The sequence below is a fragment of the Methyloversatilis discipulorum genome, from assembly GCF_018780585.1.
Taxonomy (GTDB): Bacteria; Pseudomonadota; Gammaproteobacteria; order Burkholderiales; family Rhodocyclaceae; genus Methyloversatilis; species Methyloversatilis discipulorum_B.
Map to the genome: position 1 here is coordinate 138103 of NZ_JADMJL010000019.1, position 22470 is coordinate 160572.

Here is a 22470-nt window from a genome sequence, read left to right on the forward strand (position 1 = left end):
TGCCTGCGTTCAGAGGTGGATATGGCCGACTTCCTGCAGATCGGCACCGGCAATCAGTGCGTTGAAGGCGGCGCGGGCCGACTCGATCACCTCGCCGGCGGTCAGGCCGTTCGGCCCCTTGCCCAGTGCGACCAGGCGGTCGCCGGCCAGCCCGTGCAGGTGCACGCCGCCGATCAGCGCGAGATCGGCCGGCCAGCCCTGGGCCAGCAGGCCGGCGATGAGGCCGGTCAGCACGTCGCCCATGCCGGCCGACGCCATGCCCGGATTGCCGGTGGTGTTGATGAACCAGCGTCCGTCCGGTAGCGCCAGCACGCTGCCGCAGCCCTTCAGCACGACCGAGGCGCGGAAGCGGCGCGCCATTTCGCGTGCCGCGGCGATGCGGTCGTGCTGCACCTTGGCCGTCGTGCTGCCGAGCAGGCGGGCGGCCTCCATCGGGTGCGGCGTCAGCAGTGTGGCGGCGCCGCGGTCGACCAGCGCCTTCTCTAGGTCGGCGTGCTGCGACAGCAGGTTCAGCGCGTCGGCGTCGAGCACCAGCGTGGCCGGCGACAGCACCGCCTCGCGCATCAGGTCGAGCGCTGCCGGGCTCTGGCCGAGGCCGGGGCCGATTGCGACGCAGGTGGCCAGATCGCCCGCCAGCACCTCGGCCGGCGTGCGGATCATCAGTTCCGGCTGTTCCGGGTCGAGCGGCAGTGCGGCGTGGTCGAGCATTCCGACATAGACGCGCCCGGCGCCCACCTTCAGCGCGGCGCGGCCGGCCAGCAGTGCGGCGCCGGCCATGCCGCGCGCGCCGCCGACCAGCACCGCGTTGCCGTGCGTGCCCTTGTGGCTGTTGCGTGCACGCGGCCGCAGCAGGTGGTCGAACAGGCCGCGGCCGACCTGCCAGCCCGAGGGCTGTACGACGGCGGCGCAGTCGAGCCCGAGGTCGTGCACCGACAGCTCGCCGCAGTGGTCGGGGCCGTCTAGCGTCAGCAGTCCGGGCTTGAGCGCAATCATCGTGGCGGTGTGCGAGGCGCGGATCGCGCGGCCGAGCACGGCGCCAGTGTCGGCATTCAGGCCGCTGGGCACGTCGATGGCGAGCACCGGGCAGTCCATGTCGTTGACCGCGTCTATCCAGGCCGCGTGTTCGCCCTCGATCGGGCGCGTCAGGCCGATGCCGTACAGCGCATCGACGACGATGGAAAAGTCGCCGCGTGGCAGACGCGGCACGGTGACGCCGCCGGTGGCGCGCCACGACGCCCAGGCCGACACCGCGTCGCTGGCCTGCGGGTGTTCGTCGCCCTGATAGGCGACGACGACGTCGAAGCCGGTCTGCCGCAGCTGGCGCGCCAGCACGAAGCCGTCGCCACCATTGTTGCCGGGGCCGCACATGACCAGCACGCGACCGTGGCGCCCGCCGAGTATCTGCATCACCTTGGCCGCACCGGTGGCACCGGCGCGCTCCATCAGGCGCGGCGAACTGGCGGGCGCGTAATGGCGCTCGATGCGTCGCAGCGCCTCGGCGTCGTACAGCGCCGTCAGCGATGAGGTGTTGAGGGTTCGCGGGGTGGGCATGCTCGGACCGGACTGTCGCCGGACCGACGGGTCCGGCGAGCACAGGCGCGCATTCTATGCCCGGCGGCGCCATCGTGCCGAGGAATGCGGCACTTCAAGCGCGGGCGCGGCGCGTGCTCGGTCAGGTCCGACGCGGTCGCAGCGACCGTCGATCTGCTGCGCTGCGACAGCGATTCGCGCCGCAGCGCGTTCAAGTCCGCGCGCCGCTGCGCCGATATGAGCGAAGCAACGCGTCGGATCGATGTTCAAGCAGGGATGGGCCGCAGCCGGCCATGTCCCGGAAAGAAGAGTCTGCAGATCATGCGCACAACTGGAACTGCCTCGCCGAGCTCCGCGGGCCTCGCCTCGCGGCTGAACCGCTGGCTGGACGACGTCATCGGCACCCGCAACGCCGATGCGCATCTGGCCGCCCGCATCCGTGCGCAGCAACTGCGCTCGGTGCTCCGGTTTGCGCCGCTCACGCTGACCGCAAATCTGTTCAATGCGCTGCTCATCGTGGTCGTGTTCTGGGACAGCGAGCCGCCGTGGGTGCTGCTGCTGTGGCTGGCCGCACTGACCGTGGCGATGCGCTCGACGCTGCGCGCCTGGCGCCGCGATCAGGCCTCGCCGCCCGTGCGGGCGTCCGAGCGCGCCATACGCCGCGCCGCGCTGCATGCCGGCGTGCTGGCGCTGCTGTGGTCGGTGCCGTCGCTGCTGTTCTTCACCCGTGCCGAGGCCGACAGCGCGCTGCTGGTCACGCTGATTTCCGGCGGCATGATGTGCGCCGGCAGCTTCGTACTGGCCAACATTCCCCGCGCAGCCGTGCTCTATGTGCTGCTGTTGTGCGCCTCCAGTTCGCTTGCCTTCGTCATCGATCACCCGGTGCGCAACCTCGATCTCGTGGTGCTGATGAATTTCTATGCCGCGCTGGCGCTGGCTTGCGCCATTGCCAGCGCGCGTACCTTCGGCGCCCGCCTGCTGGCCGAAGCCGAGGCGGAGCGGCAGAAGCAGCTGGTCGGCCTGCTGCTGCACGATTTCGAGGCGCATTCGAGCGACTGGCTGTGGGACACCGACCGCAACGGTTTCCTGCAGCACGTGTCGGCGAGGCTGGCCGAAACCTTCGGTCGCTCGCTGGACGAACTGCGCGCGCAGCCCTTCATCGAGCTGTTCGCCCAGGGTGGCCGCGACATGAACGAGGCCGAGCGGGATGCGCTGAGCTCGCTGGCCGCGCATCTGATGCAGCCGGTGCCTTTCCGCGACGTGCAGGTGGCGCTGGTGGTGGAGGGCGAACGACGCTGGTGGGCGCTCACCGCCAAGCCGCTGTTCGACGAGGGCGGTCACCACGCCGGCTGGCGCGGCGTGTGCTCGGACATCACGGACAGCCGTCGCGCAGCGCTGGAAATGTCGACGCTGGCGAATTTCGATTCGCTGACCGGGCTGGCCAACCGGCACCACTTCCGCAACCAGCTGGCGGCCATCCGTCCGGCCGGGTCGGAGGAGGCACGGCCGTGCGCGCTGTACTTCTTCGACCTCGACGATTTCAAGAACGTGAACGATTCGCTCGGTCACGCAGCCGGCGATCGCGTGCTGCAGCTCGTGTCGCAGCGTCTGCAGGAGCGCATCCGTGCTGGCGACGTGCTGTCGCGGCTGGGCGGTGACGAGTTCGCACTGATCTGCTGGGGCTGCCGCACCCCCGAGTGCGCAGCCGAACTTGCCCAGCGCCTGCTCGACACCTTCGCGTCGCCGGTCGTGATCGACGGCGTCAGCGTGCAGATCGGCAGCAGCATAGGCATCGCGCTGGCGCCGCAGCACGGCGGCGATCCGGACGCGCTGCTGAAGAATGCCGACATGGCGCTGTACGCGGCGAAGGCGGCCGGGCGCAATACTTGGCGCTTCTTCGAACAGGACATGGACGAGCGCGCGCGCCGTCGGCTGAGCATGCACAGCGACCTGCTCGGCGCGCTGGAGCGCGACGAATTCGAACTGCACTACCAGCCGCAGATCCACATGCGCAGCGGACGTGTCGCCGGTTTCGAGGCGCTGATCCGCTGGCGCCATCCGCAGCGCGGCCTGGTGTCGCCGGGCGAGTTCATTCCGCTGGCCGAGGAAACCGGCCTCATCGTGCCGATCGGCCGCTGGGCGCTGGAACAGGCCTGCCGCGCGGCCGTGCGCTGGCCCGACGACATGCACGTGGCGGTGAACGTGTCCGCCGTCCAGTTCGCGCGCGGCGCGGTGGTCGACGTGGTGCGCGACGCGCTGGCGCACAGCGGCCTGGCGCCGGACCGTCTGGAAATCGAGGTGACCGAGTCGCTGCTGATCCACGACAGCGCGGCGGCGCGCGACACGCTGAGCACGCTGCGCGCGCTGGGCATCGGCATCGCGCTCGACGATTTCGGCACCGGTTATTCGTCGCTCGCCTATCTGCGCAGCTTCCCGATGACCAAGCTGAAGATAGACCGCTCCTTCGTCACCAGCCTGAACAAGGAGGAAGGTGGTGGCGCCATCGTGCGCGCCATCATCAATCTGGCCGACGCCCTGCGTCTGGACACCACGGCCGAAGGGGTCGAAACGGCGGCCGAGTGGGCGGCGCTGGCCGGCAAGGAGTGCACCTATGCGCAGGGCTACCTGATTTCGCGACCGCTGCCGGAGCCGCAGATTGCGGCCTTCATCGACGGCTGGCGCGGGCTGGACGCCGTCCAGGCAGAGGAAAGCCGGCCGCTGCGCGCGGTCGGCTGAACACGCCGGCGGTTCAGTCCAGCGGACGGATCAGTTCGCGGTGGCGGAAGCAGTCGACCAGGTGGTCGTTTACGACGCCCACCGATTGCATCCAGGCGTAGACGATGGTGCTGCCGACGAAGCGGAAGCCCAGCCGTGCCAGTTCCTTCGACAGCTGGTCGGACAGCGGCGTGCTCGACGGGCAGTCACCGAGGCGGCGCCAGTGATTCACCATCGGTTGTCCGCCCACGGCGTCCCACAGCAGATCGCCCAGCGATCCGCCGCGCTCGTGCAGCGCCAGCAGCGCGCGCGCATTGCCGATGGTGGCGTCGATCTTGAGCCGGTTGCGCACGATGCCGGCGTCGGCCATCAGCCGCGCGCGGTCGTCTTCGTCATAGCGGGCGATGCGCTGCGCGTCGAAGCCGGCGAAGGCGCGGCGGTAGCCGTCGCGCTTGCGCAGTATGGTGATCCAGGCCAGCCCGGCCTGCGCACCTTCCAGTATCAGGCGCTCGAACAGCTCGCGTTCGTCGCGCACCGGCACACCCCACTCGCTGTCGTGGTACTCGACGTAGAGCGGGTCCTGCCCGCACCACGTGCACCGGGCGGGCGCCGCACTCATGCCGGGCGCAGCAGCAGTTCGCCATTCACCAGCGAACTGTCCTCGGGATCGCGGTTGATGTGGAAGCCCAGGCTCTGCACGAACCGCAGCATGCGTTCGTTGTTGGCGAGGAAGACGCCTTCCATCACCTTGAGGCCGCGCTCGCGCGCCGCTTCGATCAGCAGATTCATCATGATGCGGGCCAGGCCCTGACGCTGCCATGCGTCGGCGATCACGATGGCGAATTCGCAGGTTTCGCCGTCGGGATTCACCACGTAGCGACAGACCCCCAGCTGTTCCTCGGTTTCGCCCTCGCTGACCGCGACCAGCGCCATTTCGCGGTCGTAGTCGATCTGCGTGAGACGCGCCAGCAATTGCGGCGGCAGTTCCTTGATCGTGCTCATGAAGCGCAGGTAGCGCGTTTCCGCCGACAGCTCGCGCACGAACTTGGCTTCGCGATCAGCGTCTTCCGGCCGGATCGGGCGGATGATGGCGCGCGTGCCGTTGGGCAGGTTCACCACGTGCTCAAGCCGTGCCGGATACGGGTGGATGGCCATGTGCGAATAGGGCGTGGCCGTCGGCTGCACGTCGGCGAGGATGATGCGGGCGTCCACCGCCACGCAGCCGCTTTCGTCGACCAGCAGCGGATTGATGTCCATCTCGCGTATCCACGGCAGCTCGCACACCATTTCCGACACGCGGATCAGCACCCGTTCCAGCGCTTCCATGTCGATCGCGGGCATGCCGCGGAACTCACCCAGCATGGCCGACACGCGGGTGCGCTGGATGGCGTCGCGCGCCAGTTCCACGTTGATCGGCGGCAGCGTGACCGCACGGTCGCGCAGCACTTCGACCCGTGTACCGCCATGCCCGAAGCTGATGACCGGCCCGAACACGTCGTCATGCACCACGCCGACGAACAGCTCGCGCGCATTGCGCTTGTTCACCATCGGCTCGATCGACACGCCGCGCAGGCGGGCGTCCGGCTTGCGGCGGCCGACTTCGGCCATCAGTTCCTGCCAGCAGTCGCGTACCGAACGCAGGTTGTCGACGTGCAGCCGCACGCCGCCGACGTCGCTCTTGTGCGTGATGTCGGGTGAATCGATCTTCATCGCCACCGGCAGGCCCATCTCCTCGGCGTACACCATGGCCTCGGTAGCGCTGCGCGCGACCACGGTCTGCGCGATCGGTATCCGGAAGGCGGCCAGCAGTGCCTTCGATTCCATCTCGGTCAGCACGGTGCGCCGCTCGGACAGCGCGGTTTCGATCACCAGCCGGGCCGATTCCACCGACGGCGGATCGAGATCCTGCGCCAGCGAGGCGGGTGCGTGGCGCAGCAGCTGCTGGTTGCGGTAGTAGGACGAGATGTGGTGGAACAGTTCGACCGCCGGCTCGGGCGAGCGGAAGGTCGGGATGTGCGCGGCCTCGAACAGTGAGCGCGCGGCACGCACCTGATCGCAGCCCATCCAGCAGGTCATCAGCGGCTTGTTGGCGGTCTTGGCGATATCGATCACCGCCTCGGCCACCGCGGTCGGATGCGTCATCGCCTGCGGCGTCAGCAGCGTGAGCACGCCATCGACACCGGGGTCGGCCAGTACCGCTTCCAGCGCGGCGCGGTAGCGCGCATCGTCGGCGTCGCCGATCAGGTCGATCGGGTTGGCGTGCGACCAGGTCGGCGGCAGCGCGCTGTTGAGCGCTTCCAGCGTTTCCGGTGCCAGCTGCGCCAGCGGAATGCCGAGGTCGGCTGCGCGGTCGGCGGCCATCACGCCCGGCCCACCGCCGTTGGTAACGACGGCCAGCCGCTTGCCGGCCGGCTTGAAGCCGGTGAACAGCGCGTTGGCGGCGGAAAACATCTGGCCCAGCGTCGACAGCCGCACGACGCCGGCGCGGCGCAGCGCGGCGTCGAACACGTCGTCGGCGCCCACCATGGCGCCGGTGTGCGAAGCGACCGCCTTGGTGCCGGCCGGATGACGGCCGACCTTGATCGCCAGCACCGGCTTGACGCGGGCGGCCGCGCGCACCGCGCTCATGAAGCGGCGTGCGTCGCGTATGCCCTCGATGTACATGAAAATGCTTTCCGTCTTCGGGTCGGCAATCATGTAGTCGAGGATTTCACCGAAATCGAGGTCGATCGAGGCGCCCAGCGACACGACGGTCGAGAAGCCGACGCCGTTCGACTGCGCCCAGTCGAGCAGTGCGGTGCACACGGCACCCGACTGCGAAATGAGGCCGATGCTGCCCGCCTTGCCCGGCGAGCGTGCAAAAGTGGCGTTCAGGCCCAGCGACGGGCGCATCAGGCCCAGGCAGTTGGGGCCGATGATGCGAACGCCGTTGCGCTTGGCGGCGGAACGGGTGCGACGCACCAGTTCGGCGCCGGCCGGACCGGTTTCGGCGAAACCGGCGCTGATCACGATGGCCGCCTTGATGCCGGCGCGACCGCATTCGTCGATCAGGCCGGGCACCGTGCGCGCCGGCGTGCAGATGATGACGAGGTCGGGCCGCTTGCGCAGGTCGTCGATGCGCGCCAGGCAGGGCACGCCGAAGACCGCTTTGTGTTTCGGATTGATGGCGTGCAACTCGCCGCTGAACTGCGCGTCCAGCATGTTGCGGACGATGACTGCGCCGATCGAGTCCGGCCGCTCGCTGGCGCCGATGATGGCCACCGACTGCGGCTCGAACATGGATTTGAGATAGTGCTCGTACTGCATCATGAACTCCCGTGTCTGGGAAGGCTTTCAGGCAGTGTGGGGTGTCCGCCCTGTGCGCTTCCGTGAGCAGTGCGCCCGTGCACGTTGGACCCCAGTATATTGCATTGCAACATAAATGCCGCTTGTGGAAATCCACACTTCGCGGCGAGTGTGGTGCGCAGCCTACATCCTTGCGCCGGCTGCCGTCAGTGAGTCGGGTCGGGCAGTGTGAAGTAGAAGCAGGCGCCCTTGTCCGGTGCGCCTTCTGCCCAGATGCGGCCGCCGTGGCGATTGACGATGCGCTGCACGGTGGCCAGACCGATGCCGGTGCCGCTGCGGTCCGATTGGTCGTGCAGCCGGTTGAAGGGCTTGAACAGCTGTGCCGCGTGCGCCATGTCGAAGCCGATGCCGTTGTCGCGGATGTGGAACACCACCTCGCGATTGCGCAGGCGGGCGTCGAACTCGATTTCCGCGGTCTCGCGGCCGGCGGTGAAGGTCCAGGCGTTGCGCAGCAGATGCTCCAGCAGCACGCGTGCCAGCATCGGGTCGACGCGCGCCATCAGATGCATGCCGATGGCCAGCTTGCCCTCGCGTTCCGGCGATTCCGCCCGCAGGTCGCGCATGATGGCGCGTGCCAGCGCCGACAGGTCGACCTCGGCGCGGCTGATCGGCGTGCGCGTGAGCCGGCCCAGTTCGAGCAGGTCGTCGATAAGCGTCGACAGCTTCTGCGAGGCGGCGCGGATGCGCGCGAGGTGGCTGTGCGCCTGCGCGTCCAGCTGGTCGCCATAGTCTTCCAGGATGATCTGCGAGAAGCCGTCGATGGCGCGCAACGGGTTGCGCAGGTCGTGCGATACCGAGTACGAGAAGGCCTCCAGTTCGCGGTTGGACGCCTCCAGCTCGGCGGTGCGTCGCTTCACGCGGCGCTCAAGCTCCGCATTCATGTCGTACAGCGTTGCTTCGGCCTGTTTGCGCTGGGTGATGTCCTCGATGCTGCCGGACAGGCTTTCGAGCTTCCCGTGGCCGTCGAAACGGGCGCCGATGGCGATTTCCAGCCAGCGCGCCGACGCGCTGCCGGTGCCGGTGCGCACCTCGATCTGCATCGAATCGCGGCGGCCGTCGAGCATGGGCTCGAGCCGTGCCAGCAGATAGCGTGCCTCGTCCTTGCTGAGCCAGCGCAGGATGCGCTGGCCGATGGCCTGGTTCACCGGCTGGCCGGTCAAGGTTTCCCAGGCGCGGTTCAGGTAGGTGAAGCGGCCGCGTGCGTCGATGCGGAAGATGACTTCGCGCAGGTGATTCACCATTTCGCGATGTCGCGTCTCGACCTCGCGCAGTGCCCGGGTCGACTGCACGAAGGCGGTCTCGTCGCGGCCGGTGCCGCGATAGCCGCACAGCTGGCCGCTGCCGTCGGTGATCGGGCGCCCGCGCAGTTCGATGTGGCGCACCACGCCATCCGGCCGGTGCAGCACCAGATGAAGCTGCAGCGATTTGCCGCTCTGGAACTGGCGGTGACATTCCTCCCAGTCGCCGTGCACCGGCGACAGGGCGTTGATCTCCCACAGGCGACGGTTGCGCACGGCGCGCTGGTCGAGTGCGCTGGCCAGGTGGCCTTCGGCGCGCGAATACTGCAGCCGCAGCGCGGCGTCGGTTTCCCAGTGCCAGTCGGTGGCAAGGTCGGTGTAGTCGCGCAGGCGGGCGGCGTCGAGTCGGTGCTGCTCGACCTCCCGTGACAGCCGGTCCTGTTCGCGCAGCGCGAGCACGCCGATGCCGAGGCTGGCGGCCAGCACCGCGAGCCCGACCGGCAGCGACTCGGTGGCGGCGAGCGCGGCGGCGAGCAGGGCGAGCGGCAGTGCGCGCCACAGAAAGAATGTCCGTGCGCCACGGGTGGGCGGCGGGAGGTCCGGAGAGCGGAACATTATTGTCCTTGGTATGCCCGGGATGATAATGCGGCCCCTCGACACGAAAACCCGAATAAGGGCCCGCAGATGGCATCTCATCCTCATTTTTCAATGCAGGACGCGTCGGACTGGGTGGTGCGCTTCGGCGCGCTGATCCCGCCCGGCGCCGACGTGCTCGACCTGGCCTGCGGCGGCGGTCGCCACGCGCGCTGGCTGGCCGGGCGCGACCTGAACGTGCTGGCGGCCGACCGCGACGCCGCGGCGCTGGCGGCGCTGGACGGGCAGCCGCGCATCCGCACGCTGTGCGCCGACCTCGAAGGCGGCGACTGGCCGTGGGGCGAAGCCTGCTTCGATGCGGTGGTGGTGACCCGCTACCTGTTCCGGCCGCGGCTGGATCGTGTCGCCGCGCTGCTCAAGCCGGGCGGCCTGCTGATCTACGAAACCTTCATGGACGGCAATGCGCGCTTCGGCAAGCCGTCGAACCCGGATTTCCTGCTGCGGCCGCATGAGCTGCTGGACTGGGTGCGCGGCTGGGGCAGCGTGATCGCTTTCGAACAGGGCGAGATCGCGCGTCCCGCGCCGGCGATGATTCAGCGCATCTGCGCGGTGCGCTCGGACGTGCTGCCGGTGCTGAACTGAGCCGAGGCGGCTGCGATCTGCCCGGCCAGACTATCGATGCCTGCATCGTCCAGCCGCTCGGCGACGACGGTCGGGGCATCGGTGTGGCGGCTGAAGTTGTTCGATTGCGAGCGGCGGTACAGCGGGTCGTAGTGCTGTTCGAGCAGGCCCGCAACCAGCTCGGCCCACTGCCCGGCGCGCGCGAGTGCGGACCAGGCCGCCACCGTTTCGCGGCCGCGCAGCTCGATCAGGCGCTCCAGCCGTTCGATCAGCGCTTCGGGATCCTGCGTCATGTAATCGTAGTCGCGCAGCAGGAATTCGGTCCGCGCTGCGGCGGGCACCTCGATGCGGATGCAGAGGGCGGCGCGCAGCCGTTCGATCAGTGCGTCCGGCACGGTGACCAGTCCGATGCGGCGGCTTTCCGCCTCGGCGAACACCGGGCGCGCCGGGTCAAGTGCCGACAGCGCGTGCAGCAGGCGCGACTCGAACAGTTTCTGCGGTGGCTGGTCCACGCCGGGCTGGCGACCGAGCACCGAGCCCTTGTGCGCCGCCAGCGCCTCCAGATCCAGCACCTGTTCGCCGCGCGCTGCAAGGCGTTCGAGCACGCGGCTCTTCGCGCTGCCGGTCGGGCCGCTGACGACGCGGAAGTCGAAAGCTGCCGGGAGGGCTGCCAGCCGCGCCAGCACTTCGCGCCGGTAGGCCTTGTAGCCGCCTTCGAGCTGATGGGCGTCCCAGCCGACCTGGCGGAATATCGTGACGAAGGCGCCGCTGCGCTTGCCGCCGCGCCAGCAGTAGATCAGCGGCCGCCAGTCCGGTCCCTTGTCCTGGAAGCGCTCGAGCAGGTGACGGCCGATGTTGATCGCCACCAGCGCCGCGCCGCGACGCCGCGCGACGAAGGGCGACACCTGCTTGTACAGCGTGCCGATTTCCGCCCGCTGTTCATTGTCGAGCGCCGGGCAGTTGATGGCGCCCGGTACATGGTCGAGGGCGAATTCGGCCGGCGAACGGGTGTCGATGATGTCGTCGAAGCCATACAGCTGGTCGACCTGGGCGATGCCGGCCGGGCGGCGCTGGCCGGAAGGGGCGTTCATGCAGCGGGTGTCCTGTCTGTTCGTGATGTGCGCGGCGGCGTGCTCAGCGCCGCGCCAGCGGCTTGCCGAGCAGGGAACGCAGCGGCGTCCACACATTGTCCACGATGCGCGGCTGCGCCGCAGCAACCGGATGGATGCCGTCCGGCAGGAACTGCTGCGGATCGGTGGCGAAGCCGTCAAGCAGGAAGGGCAGCAGCGCCGAGCCGGTAGACTTTGCCACCTCGGAAAAGGTGGCGGCGAACTTTTGCGTGTAGTCGGGGCCGTAGTTCGGCGGCAGCTGCATGCCGGCGATCAGCACCTTGGCGCCGCCAGCCTGCGCCTTGCGCGTCATGCTTTCCAGGTTGTCGCGCATCGTTTTCAGCGACAGGCCGCGCAGGCCGTCGTTGGCACCCAGTGCGATGATGACGACGGCAGGCTTGTGTGCGGCCAGCGCGGCGTCGATGCGCGACAATCCGTTGGCGGTGGTGTCGCCGCTGGTGCTGGCATTGACCACCGCATGACCGTAACCGGACTGCTTCAGCCTGTCGCCGAGCAATACCGGCCAGGCTTCCTGCTGACGCAGGCCGTAGCCGGCAGACAGGCTGTCGCCGACCACCAGCACGGTCTGCGCGGCGACGGGCATGGCGGCGAACAACAGGACAAACAGGGACCAGAAAAGCTTCTTCATGCCTACAGACACTCCGCAATCAGGCCCGCTGCTCGAAGTCAGCGGGCTGGGAAAACAGGTCAGCAGCGGCAACGCACCGCTGCAGATCCTTCAGGATATCGCCTTCGCGGTCGGGGCCGGCGAGGCGCTGGCCATCGTCGGCGCCAGCGGTTCGGGCAAATCGACGCTGCTCGGGCTGCTTGCCGGTCTTGACCTGCCGAGTAGCGGTTCGGTTCGCATCGCCGGCCAGGACATCTTCGCGCTCGACGAGGACGCACGGGCCGAATTGCGCGGTGACAAGGTGGGCTTCGTGTTCCAGTCCTTCCAGCTGCTGCCGGCATTAACCGCGCTCGAAAACGTCATGCTGCCGCTGGAACTGGCCAATGCCGAGCGCGTGCGCGAGCGCTCGGTCGCGTTGCTCGAACGTGTCGGCCTCGGCAGCCGGCTGACCCATTATCCGCGCCAGCTGTCGGGCGGCGAACAGCAGCGCGTCGCACTCGCGCGCGCCTTCGCGCCGGCGCCGCAGCTGCTGCTGGCCGACGAACCGACCGGCAATCTCGACGCGGCGACCGGCGCCTCCATCATCGACCTGATGTTCGAAATGAACGCCGAGCAGGGCACGACCCTGGTGCTGGTGACGCACGACGAGGCGCTGGCCGCCCGCTGCAGCCGGCGCATCCGGCTGGCTGCCGGCCGCATGGCGGCGTAGCGGCCATAGGGTGCGGTTGCCGGCGGGCCGTTGACCGTGGCCGTGCGTGGAGTGCCGGAGCGGCCCGGGCCGCAGACTTCGATTCGGGTTGTTGTCGGGGTCAGCAGATCCCTCCCACAGAACCCCGGCCGGGGCTTGGGCCTTGAATCGGGCGCATGCCCTGTGGGAGCGGCCTTGGCCGCGACGCAGCTTCGGCACACGCGCTGTGTCTCTGCTCTCGCTCAGCCCATGTCAGCCGCAATATCGGCCTGCGGATCGAAACGTCGCACGAAGCCGCGGTCTATCGCGTCTTTCCAGCGCCACACCCAGTCGCCCTTGAGCACCCAGCCGCCGCGGGTGGCGATGGCGTGGCGGCGGCCGCAGGCGAGCAGCATCAGCGCGTGCCGCTGCGCATGCCAGTCGAGCGGCGGCTGGCCGGCCAGCATGCGCGCGATGTTGGCCGCCAGTGGCGGCCCGGCGCGCACTGCATAGACACCGGACTTCGGTCGCGGCGAAGCAGTCAGCGTGGCGACGTCGCCGGCGGCGAACACTTCGGCGTGCGACGTCGACTGCAGCGTCGCGCCGACCTCGATAAAGCCGCGCGCGTCGAGCGCCAGCCCGCTGTCCCGCAGCCAGGCAGGTGCGGCGGCGCCGGTGGCGAGCACAGTGAAATCGCTGGCAATGGTGCGGCCGTCCGCCAGCTGGAGAGTATCGGCGTCGATCCGCGTGACCTCGGCACCGGTCACGACATCGATCCGCTGGCGCGCGAGCTCGGCGCCGACGCTGCGCTGCAGCCGCACACCCAGTCCGCCGAGCGGCGCCGTGCCGCGCTCGACCAGTGTGCAGCGCGCCGCAGGCCAGCGGTGATGCAAGGCCATTGTCACCTCGACGCCGGCTGCACCGCCGCCCAGCACGCTGACCGCGCGCGGCGTCACGACGGCGCAGCGCGCGAGCAGGTCGGCGATCGGCTTGACCGGGTGGGCGTGTTCGTCCGCGCCAGGAATGTCCGGGCGCTGCGGGGTCGAGCCGATGTCAATGGACAGCAGGTCGTAGTCGACCTCGCCACCGCTGGCCAATCTGATCCGGCGCCGCGCGCTGTCGATGCCGATGGCGCGGTCCAGCGCGAGGTGGCAGCCTGCGCGCGCGGCCAGCGGGCGCAGGTCGATGCAGGCCTGACGCGAGGTGTAGTGACCGGCCAGTACGCCCGGCAGCATGCCGGAGTAGGGCGTCAGCGCGTCCGGTGTGATCAGCCGGATGTCGGCATCGGGCCGCTGTCGGGCGAAGGCTTCGAGCACGAAGAGGTGGGCGTGGCCACCGCCGAGCAGCACCAGCTTTGTCATGGCAGCGGCTGGGCGTCGAGCGACAGGTCGCCGAAATGGCCGAGCGAACTGCCGGCGGTGTTGTCGGTGTCGGCCGCGACGACGACGCCGATGACCGGCGGGGCGTCCTCGCCGAAGGCTTCGCGGAAATCATCGCGCAGGTTGCGGCGGACGCTGCGCCAGACACCGGTCGGCGCGCCTTCGCCTTCGACCGCGATCATGCGCACGCGGTCGGTGTAGGCACTCCAGGCGCGGGTGCCCGGTGGCACGCGGTTGTCCCAGACGTAGCAGAGCACCGCGGCGGGCACCTGGTCGCCGTGCAGCGCGCGGGCGATGCGCAGCTTCGTGCGGGCGCCGAAGGGCAGCTTGGCGATGTCGTAGTCGAACAGTACATAGACGCGCAGCACGTAGTCGTCGCCGTCGCGCGTGGCGAAGCGGTTGCCGTCCGGCAGGCGGTCGGCCCGCCAGCGCCAGTTCAGCCAGGGTGTTGCGGCGGTGTCGAAGCGGCCGGCGTGGATCAGCGCCGATGCGGCACTGACGGCTTCGGCGCGCAGTACCGTCTGCCCGTCCAGTCCGGTCAGGCGGAAATCCGCGGGCGCAGCCTTGCCGCCCAGCGTCCACGGTGTCCAGCCGGCGATGGCGGCGCCGGCGGACTGTGCCGAGAAGCGCGGCAGTGCGCTGTCCGCACACACCTCGCCGGCCAGCACCAGCGCAGTCGCCCACAGCAGCATGCGCAGACGGGTCAGCATGCGCCACCCTCCAGCAGGCCTTCGCGCAGCGCGCGCTGCCAGTCGGCCGGGTGATCGACGTCATAGCCAGTCGGCAGCACGCAGGTGCGGAGGCCCAGCGCGTCGAGGTGTGCACAGGTCTGTGCCCATACGGACGAACTGCCCCAGGCGGGACCGTCGAACAGCGCGGCCTGCGGGCGGCGCAGCGCGACCAACAGGTAGCCGCCGTCCTCGGCTGGCGCGAAGGCGGCGTCGTGCCCGTTCAGCGCGGCGGCGGCTGCGGCCAGATCGGTGGCCTGCAGCGACACGGCGTCGGCGCCGATCAACACCACGCGCGCATGCCGCCGCAATGCGTCGTCGAAGGCCTGCGCCATGCGCCGGCCGACGTCGCCCGCCGACTGCGCGTGCAGCGTGACTCCGAAATCGCGCGCGCAGTCGGCGAAGAAGGGGTGGTCGCAGTCGGGCGCGCACCACAGTTCGACCGCGCCAAGGCCCGCCTCGACCGCAGTGCGCAGCGCACGCCGTGTGAGTGCCGCGCTGGCACGCGCCGCGCCGTCGGCGCCGAGTGCCGGCATCAGCCGCGTTTTTGCAGCGCCTGGTACCGGCGCACGGGCAAACACCAATACCGCAGTCGTCTCAGTCATGGTGCGGCCGGTAGCTGCGTGCCAGCGCCTGCGGGTCGGCGCCGAAGAAGTAACGCAGGCGCAGTCGCCACATCAAGCAGATGGTGCGCAGCACGCCGTGCTTCTCCCAGCGGCGCCCCGAGGTGCGCACGCGCGCGCGCAGACAGGCCGGCGCGCTGAGGCTCAGTGCGCGTCGCGAGAAATCGATGTCTTCCATCAGCGCGATCGGCGCGAAGCCGCCCAGGTGGTCGAACAGCGCGCGCGTACAGAACATCGCCTGGTCGCCGGTGGCGATACCGCTCAGGCGCGAGCGCAGATTCATCATGAAGGCGACCACGCGCAGCAGCGGCGAACGGCCTTCGATCGCGACGTCGAAGCGGCCCCATTGCGCACCGTCGTCGAGCGCGCTGTCGATCAGCAACAGCGCGTCGTCGGGCAGCGCGCTGTCGGCGTGCAGGAAGAGCAGCACCTCGCCGCGGGCACGCTCCGCGCCGGCATTCATCTGCAGTGCGCGCCCTCGTGACGACGTGACGACCACATCACAGAAGGGCCGCGCCAGCGCGCAGCTGTTGTCGCGGCTGCCGCCGTCGGCCACGATGATCTGCGCGCCGGCGGCACGCAGCGGTTGCAGCGCCTGCAGCGTCGCGACGATGCCCGATGCCTCGTCCAGCACCGGCACGATGATGGACAGCCTGCTCACCCGCGCATCCATGCGTGATAGCGGCCGACCCATTCGAGCAGCTTCTGCGGCGCGTGCGCGCGCTTCCACACGCCGGCGGCGTACTTGTTCGCCTCGTTCATGGTCGGGTAGATGTGTATCGTGCCCAGCAGTTTGTTGAGCCCCAGTCCGTGGCGCATCGCCAGCACGTATTCGGCGATCAGTTCGCCAGCGTGTTCGCCGACGATGGTGACGCCCAGTATGCGGTCGCGCCCGGGCACCGTCAGCACCTTGACGAAGCCGTGTGCGGCTTCGTCGGCGATGGCGCGGTCGAGGTCGTCGAGGCCATAGACGGTCACCTCGAAGGGCACGCCCTTTTCGGTCGCTTCGCTTTCGTTGAGGCCGACGCGGGCCACCTCGGGTTCGGTAAAGGTGGCCCAGGGGACGACCGAGTAATCGACGCGGAAACGGCGGAAGCGGCCGAACAGCGCGTTGACCGCCGCATACCAGGCCTGATGCGCCGCCATGTGGGTGAACTGATAAGGACCGGTCACGTCGCCGCAGGCGTAGATGTTGGGATACAGCGTCTGCAGGTAGTCGTTGGTGTCGACCGTGCGGTTCGGGCGCAGCGCGATGCCCAGTTCCTCCAGTCCGTAGCCGCTGACGTTCGGCGTGCGGCCGACCGCGCACAGCAGCGCGTCGAACACGACTCGCACTTCGCCGGCCGAGCCTTCGGCGTACAGTACGCGCTCGTCACCCTCGACCGCGAAGCGTGTCGCCTTGTGCCGGGTCAGCACCTGCACGCCGTCGGCGGCGAACTGCTGCTCGACCAGCGCCGACACCTCCGGATCCTCGCGCAGCATCAGCCGCTCGGCCATTTCGACCTGGGTGACGGCTGCGCCGAAGCGGGCGAAGGCCTGCGCCAGCTCACACCCTATCGGCCCGCCGCCCAGCACCAGCAGGCGTTGCGGCAGCGTGCGCAGCGACCATACGGTGTCCGAGGTCAGCACGTCGATCCGGTCTATGCCAGGTATCGGCGGCACGAAGGGGCGGGCGCCGGCAGCGATGACGATGTTGCGTGCGCTCAGCGTGCGCGCACGGCCGTCTTCGCCGTAGACCTCGACTGTCCATGGCGAGGTGATGCGCGCATTGCCTTGCACGCACTCGACGCCGAGCGCGTGGTAGCGCTCGACCGAGTCGTGCGGTTCTATCGTACGTACGACGCGGGCGACCCGTTCCATCACGTCGGCGAAATCGAAATCGACCTGCGCCGACTTCATGCCCAGCGATTGCGCCTTCGCCGCCTGCGCGATGAAGCGCGCCGAGCGGATGAGCGCCTTCGATGGCACGCAGCCGGTGTTCAGGCAGTCGCCGCCCATGCGGTGCTTCTCGACCAGTGCCACGCTGGCCTTCACGGCGGCCGCGATATAGGCGGTGACCAGCCCGGCGCTGCCGCCGCCGATCACCACCACGTTGTGGTCGAAGCGCGCCGGCCGCGGCCATCGCTTGTAGACGGCGCGGGCGCGCACGAGGTCGATCGCCTTGCGCGCGATCAGCGGGAACAGGCCCAGCAGCACGAAGGCGCCGATCAGGCCGGGTGACAGGATGCCGGCGAGCGAGTCGATCTGCCCGAGCTGGGTGCCCGCATTCACGTAGACCGCGGTACCGGCCAGCATGCCGATCTGGCTCACCCAGTAGAAGGTGCGTGCCGGCAGCCGGGTCAGTGCCATCGCCAGGTTGATGACGAAGAAGGGGAAGGCCGGCACCAGACGCAAGGTGAACAGGTAAAGCGCGCCGTCGCGTTCGATGCCGCGGTTGATCGCGTCGAGCGAATTGCCGACCCGGGTCTGCACCCAGTCGCGCAACAGGAAGCGCGCGATCAGGAAGGCGAGCAGGGCGCCCAGGCTGGAGGCGAAGGACACCAGGGCAAGCGCCACCCAGAAGCCGAACAGCGCGCCGCCGGCCAGCGTCATCACCGCGGCGCCGGGCAAGGACAGCGCGGTGACGGCGACATACACCACGAAGTAGATCGCTGCCGCCGCCCACGGGGCAGCGGCGACGCGCTCGTTCAGCATCTGCTGTTGCGCCTTGAACCAGGCCAGATCGAAGAAGCGGCCGAGGTCGAACAGGAAGAAGGCGCCGACCAGCGCAAGCACGAAGAGCAGCAGTGCGATCTTGCGCGGGTTCATGGTGCGGCCTCGTGTGTCGTCCAGTGCGGTCCGTGCAGGATGCGCTCGCGGTAGTTCAGTGCGGCCGGCGAGCCGGCCGGCCACTGGCTGTCGAATTCGTCCCGCCAGCGGGCGTGGTCGTAATGCAGCGGCAGCGCATCGACATGCACACCGCGGACGCGGGTGCCGTAAAGAGGACTGTGCGGCGACGACGTGACGGCGATGCGCGACACGACGCCATGCAGCGCGTCGCGGAAATTGGGCATCCCGGCGGCGCCGTTGTTGATCACCGCACGCTCGCCGAAGCGTGCCAGCGCGGGCAGGCAGGTGTGGCTGCTGGCGAACACGTCGCAGCGGGCGGCGGCAAAGGCTGCTTCATGTGCCGCGCGCTGGGCCGGATCGTGCAGCGCGCGCGCGTCGAAGCGCCAGCCGGCGAGCGCCTCGGCGTCGCCGTGGACCACACCGACGCGCGCGTCGCCGACACGCACCGCGCGCCAGTAGTCGAGCGCTGCCAGTTCGCCACGCCACATCGGGTCGTGACGCACGGTCTGTGACAGCCGGGCGTGGATCAGGTTGGAGCGGGTGACCACCGCCTCCGGTACTTCGTCCGGGTAGGCGCAGCCGCAGCCGGCGTCATCCGCGTCATCGGCCAGTTCGGCTTCCACATTGCCGGCGATTGCATCGAAGGCGAGTACGCGGCGCTGCACGTCGGCAAAGTGGGCCGGATCGATGTCGAACCAGTGGAAATCGCCATTGAACAGCACGCGCACCGGGCCGCGCTCGGCTTCCAGCAGGCGGGCGAGCGCGTCGAGCGCAGGGCGGTTGCCGTACAGGCCACCGACCACGTACAGCGTGTCGGCCGCGAGGTCGTGCGCCGTATTGGCGAGCGCGCCCGCACCGTAACGGTAGTGCAGCGGGCAGTTGCGGCCGGGCGTTCCGCGCGCGATGTCGTCCATGTTCATGTCGCCCGCCGTGTAAGCAGGGAAGGCAGCAGGTAGCCGGCCGTGCACAGCAGCAGCCCGTACAGATTCACGCCGAGCAGCTTGGCGTACTTGCCGCTGCCTATGGCCCAGCTGTCGGGTATCAGACCGGCGGCGAGCAGCACGCCGAGCACCATGCCGGTCCAGAAGGCGAGATGGAAGGAGCAGGCGGCGGCGCGCGTGCCGGGCTGCGTGAAACCCGCCAGCAGGAAGATGGGCGCCAGGCCGATCACCATGGTGCCGCTGATCGTCGTCGCCTTCAGGATGTCGGTGCCGGCGATCATCGGAATGTTGCCGAGCAGCGCGATCGCCGCCATCGCCAGCATGCCGACGCCGATGGCGCGCACCGGCTCCGGGCGTCCGGCCAGTTGAGGCAGTTCCTGCGCGACATGGCGGGCGACCGAAGAGAAGGTCGAATCCAGCGTCGAACCGGCGGCCGCGACCATCACGATGGTCATCACGAACAGCGCGGCGGGCCCCATGCTGCGGGCGAGTGCCGCCGGCACGTTGTCGCCGCCGGCGATGCCTTCAAGCCGTGCGTGCACACCCACCAGCGAGAACAGCAGGATGCAGACGAAGCCGAGCAGGCCGGCCCAGACGAAGGCGCGCAGCATGCGGCGCTCGTCGGTGATGAAGCCGCGGTCGGTCAGCACCGGGTCATGGAAGGGATAGGACAGCACCTGCAGTGCGGCCACCAGCAGCAGGTCGACGCCAGCGTCGAGTCGCCAGTCGCCAGTCGACAGCAGCGTCGCCGGTCCGTGCGTGGGCAGCACCATCAGCATGACCACGGCGAAGAAGCCGACGAACAGCACGGTCTGCAGCACGTCGGTGTAGATGGACGAGCGCAGTCCACCCTTCAGGCTGTAGAACAGCGTGGCCGCGGTGAACAGCAGCGCGGCGCCGATGAAACCGGCGGAACCGGCCTCGCCGTAGTAGCCGCCGACCACGGAGGTGTTGCTCCACACCTCGTTGAACAGTCGCACGAGGATGGCGAGTGAAAAAGCCAGCGCGGCGAGGCGGCCGTGACGGGTGATCAGGAAGGACAGCAGACCGGTCGCTGCATACCTGCGACGCAGCCGCAGGATGGCCCAGCCGGCGAGCGGGATGGACAGCCAGTAGGTGGCGTAGGCAAGGCCGCCGACGATGCCGTAGGTGGCGCCGAGGTTCGCCGCGTTGGTGATGGACTTGGCGAATATCCACGAGATGAAGATGCTCGCACCGAGTGCCCAGGTGGCAGCCGGGCGGCCTGCTTCATCATGACCGCGGAAGAAGCCGGCGTGACCGACCGCGCGCGGCGACAGTGCGTACATGCCCGCGCCGTAAAGGATGAGGAAGCCCCAGAAGGCGGCGCCGAACAGCAGCGGATCGTTCATCGCATCGCCTTCAGTTCAGTGCGCCGCCACAGGACGAACCCTGTCCGGCGGTGCAGCCATAGCAGTGATCGGCCACCACCACCGGATTGCCGTCGAGGTCGCGCCCCAGCAGTTGCGACAGATGGGTGCGCGGGCGTCCCTCGATGCGCAGCGGCAGCCCCAGCATCTGGTTGAAATCGCAGTCGTATACGTGGCCCTGCCAGTCCACGCTCAGCTGGTTCCGGCACATCACGTTCTGCAGGTTGTCGTCGCGGTGGGCACCGCGCAGCAATTCCATGTAGCCGGTGAACAAACCCTTGGACACCAGCGTCGAACCGAAGCGCTGGATCGGCATGTTGGCCAGCGTCAGCAGGCGGGTGAACACGATGCCGTAGGCGCGCCCCAGGTGCTCGCGATACGCCTCTTCCAGCTGGGCCTGCGGTGGCGGCAGTGCGGGGCCCTGTGGGTTGAACACCAGATTTAGTTCGAGACCGCTGTCCGCCCGGCCGTAGCCGAGCGCATTCAGCTGCTTCAGCCCGGCAATGCTGCGTGCGAACACACCGTTGCCGCGCTGACGGTCGACGTTGTCCTCCAGGTAACAGGGCAGCGACGCGGTCACCTGCACGCGCTGTTCGGCCAGGAAGGTCGCCAATCCCTCGTGGCCCGGTTCGGACAGGATGGTGAGGTTGCAGCGGTCCATCACCGCGGCGCCCAGCGCGCGCGCCTCGGTTACCAGGCTGCGGAAGTGCGGATTCATCTCCGGCGCGCCGCCGGTCAGATCGAGCTGACGGATGTCGCTGGCGCGGATGAAGTCGAGCACGGCGCGGATGTTCTCGGCGCTCATCTGTTCGGTGCGCGTCGGGCCCGCATTTACGTGGCAGTGCAGGCAGCTCTGGTTGCAGGTGTAGCCCAGATTGACCTGCAGCACTTCGGTACGACGCCGGCGCAGTGGCGGGAAATCAGTGCGGGACAGCAGCGGCAGGGTGGCGTGCATGCAGGAGGGTCCTCGATGTCTGTGCGGCAGCAGACCGCCCGGGGGCGGAAAACCTTACGGCCAGGGTGCAGTATGCTTGCCCGGCACCGGGATACGTCATCGATGACGTACCCACGCCAACGACCGGAGGAAAGAAGGAATGTTCAAAGGCATATTGCTGGAGCAGGGCGAGGGCGGCAAGACGCTCGCCAGTCTCAAGGATCTTGATGAAGCAGCGCTGCCGGAAGGCGATGTGCGCGTCGCCGTCAGCTGGTCCAGCCTGAACTACAAGGATGCGCTGGCCATCACCGGACGCAGTCCGATCGTGCGCAAGTGGCCCATGGTGCCGGGCATCGATTTCGCCGGCACTGTGGAACAGAGCAGTCACCCGCTGTGGAAGGCCGGCGACCCGGTGGTGCTGACCGGCTTCGGCGTCGGCGAAGGTCACTGGGGCGGTCTGGCGCAGCGCGCGCAGGTGAAGGGCGACTGGCTGGTGGGACTGCCCGCCGGGCTGGATGCGAAGCATGCGATGGCGGTTGGCACCGCCGGTTTCACCGCCATGCTGTGCGTGATGGCGCTGGAACGTCACGGCCTGCAGCCGGGTGATGGCGAGGTGCTGGTGACCGGCGCCAGCGGCGGCGTCGGTTCGGTTGCCGTGGCACTGCTGGCCAGGCTCGGTCACCGCGTGGTGGCCAGCACTGGCCGGCTGGAAGAGACCGATTATCTGAAGTCGCTGGGCGCCGAATCGGTGATCGACCGCGCCACGCTGTCGGCACCCGGCCGCCCGCTGGCGAAGGAGCGCTGGGCGGGTGTCGTCGACAGTGTTGGTTCGCACACGCTGGTCAATGCCTGCGCGGCGACGCGCGAGAACGGCGCGGTGGCGGCCTGCGGTCTCGCGCAGGGCATGGATTTCCCGGCCACGGTGGCGCCTTTCATCCTGCGCGGCGTCACGCTGTACGGTATCAACAGCGTCACTGTCGCCCGCGCACCGCGCGAGGCGGCCTGGGCGCGCATCGTGCGCGACATGCCGATGGACCTGCTGGACCGCATGACCGAGGTGGTGCCGCTTGCCGACGTGATCGCCGTCGCGCCACGCTTCATCGACGGACAGGTGCGCGGTCGCCTCGTCGTCGATACGTCGGTCGTCTGAGGAGCACCGGCGGTGCGGTTGCCAAGCACTGTTGCGGCGCACTAATTTTGA

The 22470-nt window shown here is 69.0% G+C and carries 18 protein-coding genes; 4 read left to right on the plus strand and 14 right to left on the minus strand.

Annotated elements, in window-relative coordinates; genetic code table 11:
- Positions 1-9 precede the first annotated feature (9 nt).
- A complete protein-coding gene (locus IV112_RS09960; RefSeq protein ID WP_304003309.1) occupies positions 10-1551 on the minus strand; it encodes an NAD(P)H-hydrate dehydratase in 1542 nt (513 codons plus the stop codon).
- 300 nt (positions 1552-1851) lie between these two features.
- Between IV112_RS09960 and IV112_RS09965 the strand changes: the two genes are divergently transcribed.
- A complete protein-coding gene (locus tag IV112_RS09965; protein WP_304003310.1) occupies positions 1852-4266 on the plus strand; it encodes a putative bifunctional diguanylate cyclase/phosphodiesterase in 2415 nt (804 codons plus the stop codon).
- A gap of 13 nt (positions 4267-4279) precedes the next feature.
- On the opposite strand, the gene IV112_RS09970 is transcribed toward IV112_RS09965, so the two are convergent.
- The 3 genes from IV112_RS09970 to IV112_RS09980 all read right to left on the minus strand — a co-directional run bounded on the left by IV112_RS09970 (position 4280) and on the right by IV112_RS09980 (position 9443).
- Positions 4280-4864, minus strand: coding sequence for a DNA-3-methyladenine glycosylase I (locus IV112_RS09970; protein ID WP_304003312.1), 585 nt, complete (start codon positions 4862-4864; stop codon positions 4280-4282).
- Positions 4861-7551, minus strand: a complete 2691-nt coding sequence (locus IV112_RS09975) for a bifunctional acetate--CoA ligase family protein/GNAT family N-acetyltransferase (RefSeq protein WP_304003399.1) — start codon at positions 7549-7551, stop codon at positions 4861-4863. The genes IV112_RS09970 and IV112_RS09975 overlap by 4 nt, the downstream gene beginning before the upstream one ends.
- Before the next feature lie 185 nt (positions 7552-7736).
- Complete coding sequence (locus tag IV112_RS09980) at positions 7737-9443, minus strand: sensor histidine kinase (RefSeq protein WP_304003314.1); 1707 nt, start codon at positions 9441-9443, stop codon at positions 7737-7739.
- A 93-nt stretch (positions 9444-9536) separates the two neighbouring features.
- On the opposite strand from IV112_RS09980, the gene IV112_RS09985 reads away from it, so the two are divergent.
- A complete protein-coding gene (locus tag IV112_RS09985) occupies positions 9537-10064 on the plus strand; it encodes a class I SAM-dependent methyltransferase (RefSeq protein WP_304003400.1) in 528 nt (175 codons plus the stop codon).
- Here IV112_RS09985 and mnmH read toward each other — a convergent pair.
- Positions 10016-11134: a tRNA 2-selenouridine(34) synthase MnmH gene (mnmH, locus tag IV112_RS09990; RefSeq protein WP_304003315.1), complete on the minus strand. Its 1119-nt coding sequence runs from the start codon at positions 11132-11134 to the stop codon at positions 10016-10018. The genes IV112_RS09985 and mnmH overlap by 49 nt on opposite strands.
- 43 nt (positions 11135-11177) lie before the next feature.
- On the minus strand, positions 11178-11801 hold the full coding sequence (locus IV112_RS09995) for an arylesterase (RefSeq protein WP_304003317.1): 624 nt from the start codon (positions 11799-11801) through the stop codon (positions 11178-11180).
- Between IV112_RS09995 and IV112_RS10000 the strand changes: the two genes are divergently transcribed.
- Positions 11800-12489, plus strand: a complete 690-nt coding sequence (locus tag IV112_RS10000; RefSeq protein ID WP_304003319.1) for an ABC transporter ATP-binding protein — start codon at positions 11800-11802, stop codon at positions 12487-12489. The two genes, IV112_RS09995 and IV112_RS10000, sit on opposite strands and share 2 nt — an antisense overlap.
- A 221-nt stretch (positions 12490-12710) precedes the next feature.
- On the opposite strand, the gene IV112_RS10005 is transcribed toward IV112_RS10000, so the two are convergent.
- Genes IV112_RS10005 through arsS form a run of 8 tightly spaced genes read right to left on the minus strand, consistent with a single transcriptional unit; the run spans position 12711 to position 21290 of the window.
- Positions 12711-13808: an FAD-dependent oxidoreductase gene (locus IV112_RS10005; RefSeq protein WP_304003321.1), complete on the minus strand. Its 1098-nt coding sequence runs from the start codon at positions 13806-13808 to the stop codon at positions 12711-12713.
- A complete protein-coding gene (locus IV112_RS10010; RefSeq protein WP_304003322.1) occupies positions 13805-14536 on the minus strand; it encodes a DUF3047 domain-containing protein in 732 nt (243 codons plus the stop codon). Before IV112_RS10010 ends, IV112_RS10005 begins: the two co-directional genes overlap by 4 nt.
- The gene (locus IV112_RS10015) at positions 14530-15159 is read right to left on the minus strand and encodes a TIGR04282 family arsenosugar biosynthesis glycosyltransferase (protein WP_304003324.1); all 630 of its coding nucleotides are present in this window, start codon (positions 15157-15159) and stop codon (positions 14530-14532) included. The genes IV112_RS10010 and IV112_RS10015 overlap by 7 nt, the downstream gene beginning before the upstream one ends.
- Complete coding sequence (locus tag IV112_RS10020; RefSeq protein ID WP_304003326.1) at positions 15152-15838, minus strand: TIGR04283 family arsenosugar biosynthesis glycosyltransferase; 687 nt, start codon at positions 15836-15838, stop codon at positions 15152-15154. The genes IV112_RS10015 and IV112_RS10020 overlap by 8 nt, the downstream gene beginning before the upstream one ends.
- Entirely contained in the window at positions 15835-17985 is a 2151-nt protein-coding gene (locus IV112_RS10025; protein WP_304003328.1) for an FAD-dependent oxidoreductase, read from the minus strand. Before IV112_RS10025 ends, IV112_RS10020 begins: the two co-directional genes overlap by 4 nt.
- Entirely contained in the window at positions 17982-18926 is a 945-nt protein-coding gene (locus tag IV112_RS10030) for a hypothetical protein (RefSeq protein ID WP_304003330.1), read from the minus strand. The genes IV112_RS10025 and IV112_RS10030 overlap by 4 nt, the downstream gene beginning before the upstream one ends.
- Positions 18923-20317 carry a sodium:solute symporter family transporter gene (locus IV112_RS10035; RefSeq protein WP_304003331.1) on the minus strand — a complete coding sequence of 465 codons (1395 nt, stop codon included), beginning with the start codon at positions 20315-20317 and terminating at the stop codon, positions 18923-18925. The genes IV112_RS10030 and IV112_RS10035 overlap by 4 nt, the downstream gene beginning before the upstream one ends.
- 10 nt (positions 20318-20327) lie before the next feature.
- Positions 20328-21290: an arsenosugar biosynthesis radical SAM (seleno)protein ArsS gene (arsS, locus tag IV112_RS10040; protein WP_304003333.1), complete on the minus strand. Its 963-nt coding sequence runs from the start codon at positions 21288-21290 to the stop codon at positions 20328-20330.
- A 139-nt stretch (positions 21291-21429) separates the two neighbouring features.
- Between arsS and acuI the strand changes: the two genes are divergently transcribed.
- A complete protein-coding gene (gene acuI, locus IV112_RS10045) occupies positions 21430-22419 on the plus strand; it encodes an acrylyl-CoA reductase (NADPH) (RefSeq protein WP_304003335.1) in 990 nt (329 codons plus the stop codon).
- Positions 22420-22470: the final 51 nt, after the last annotated feature.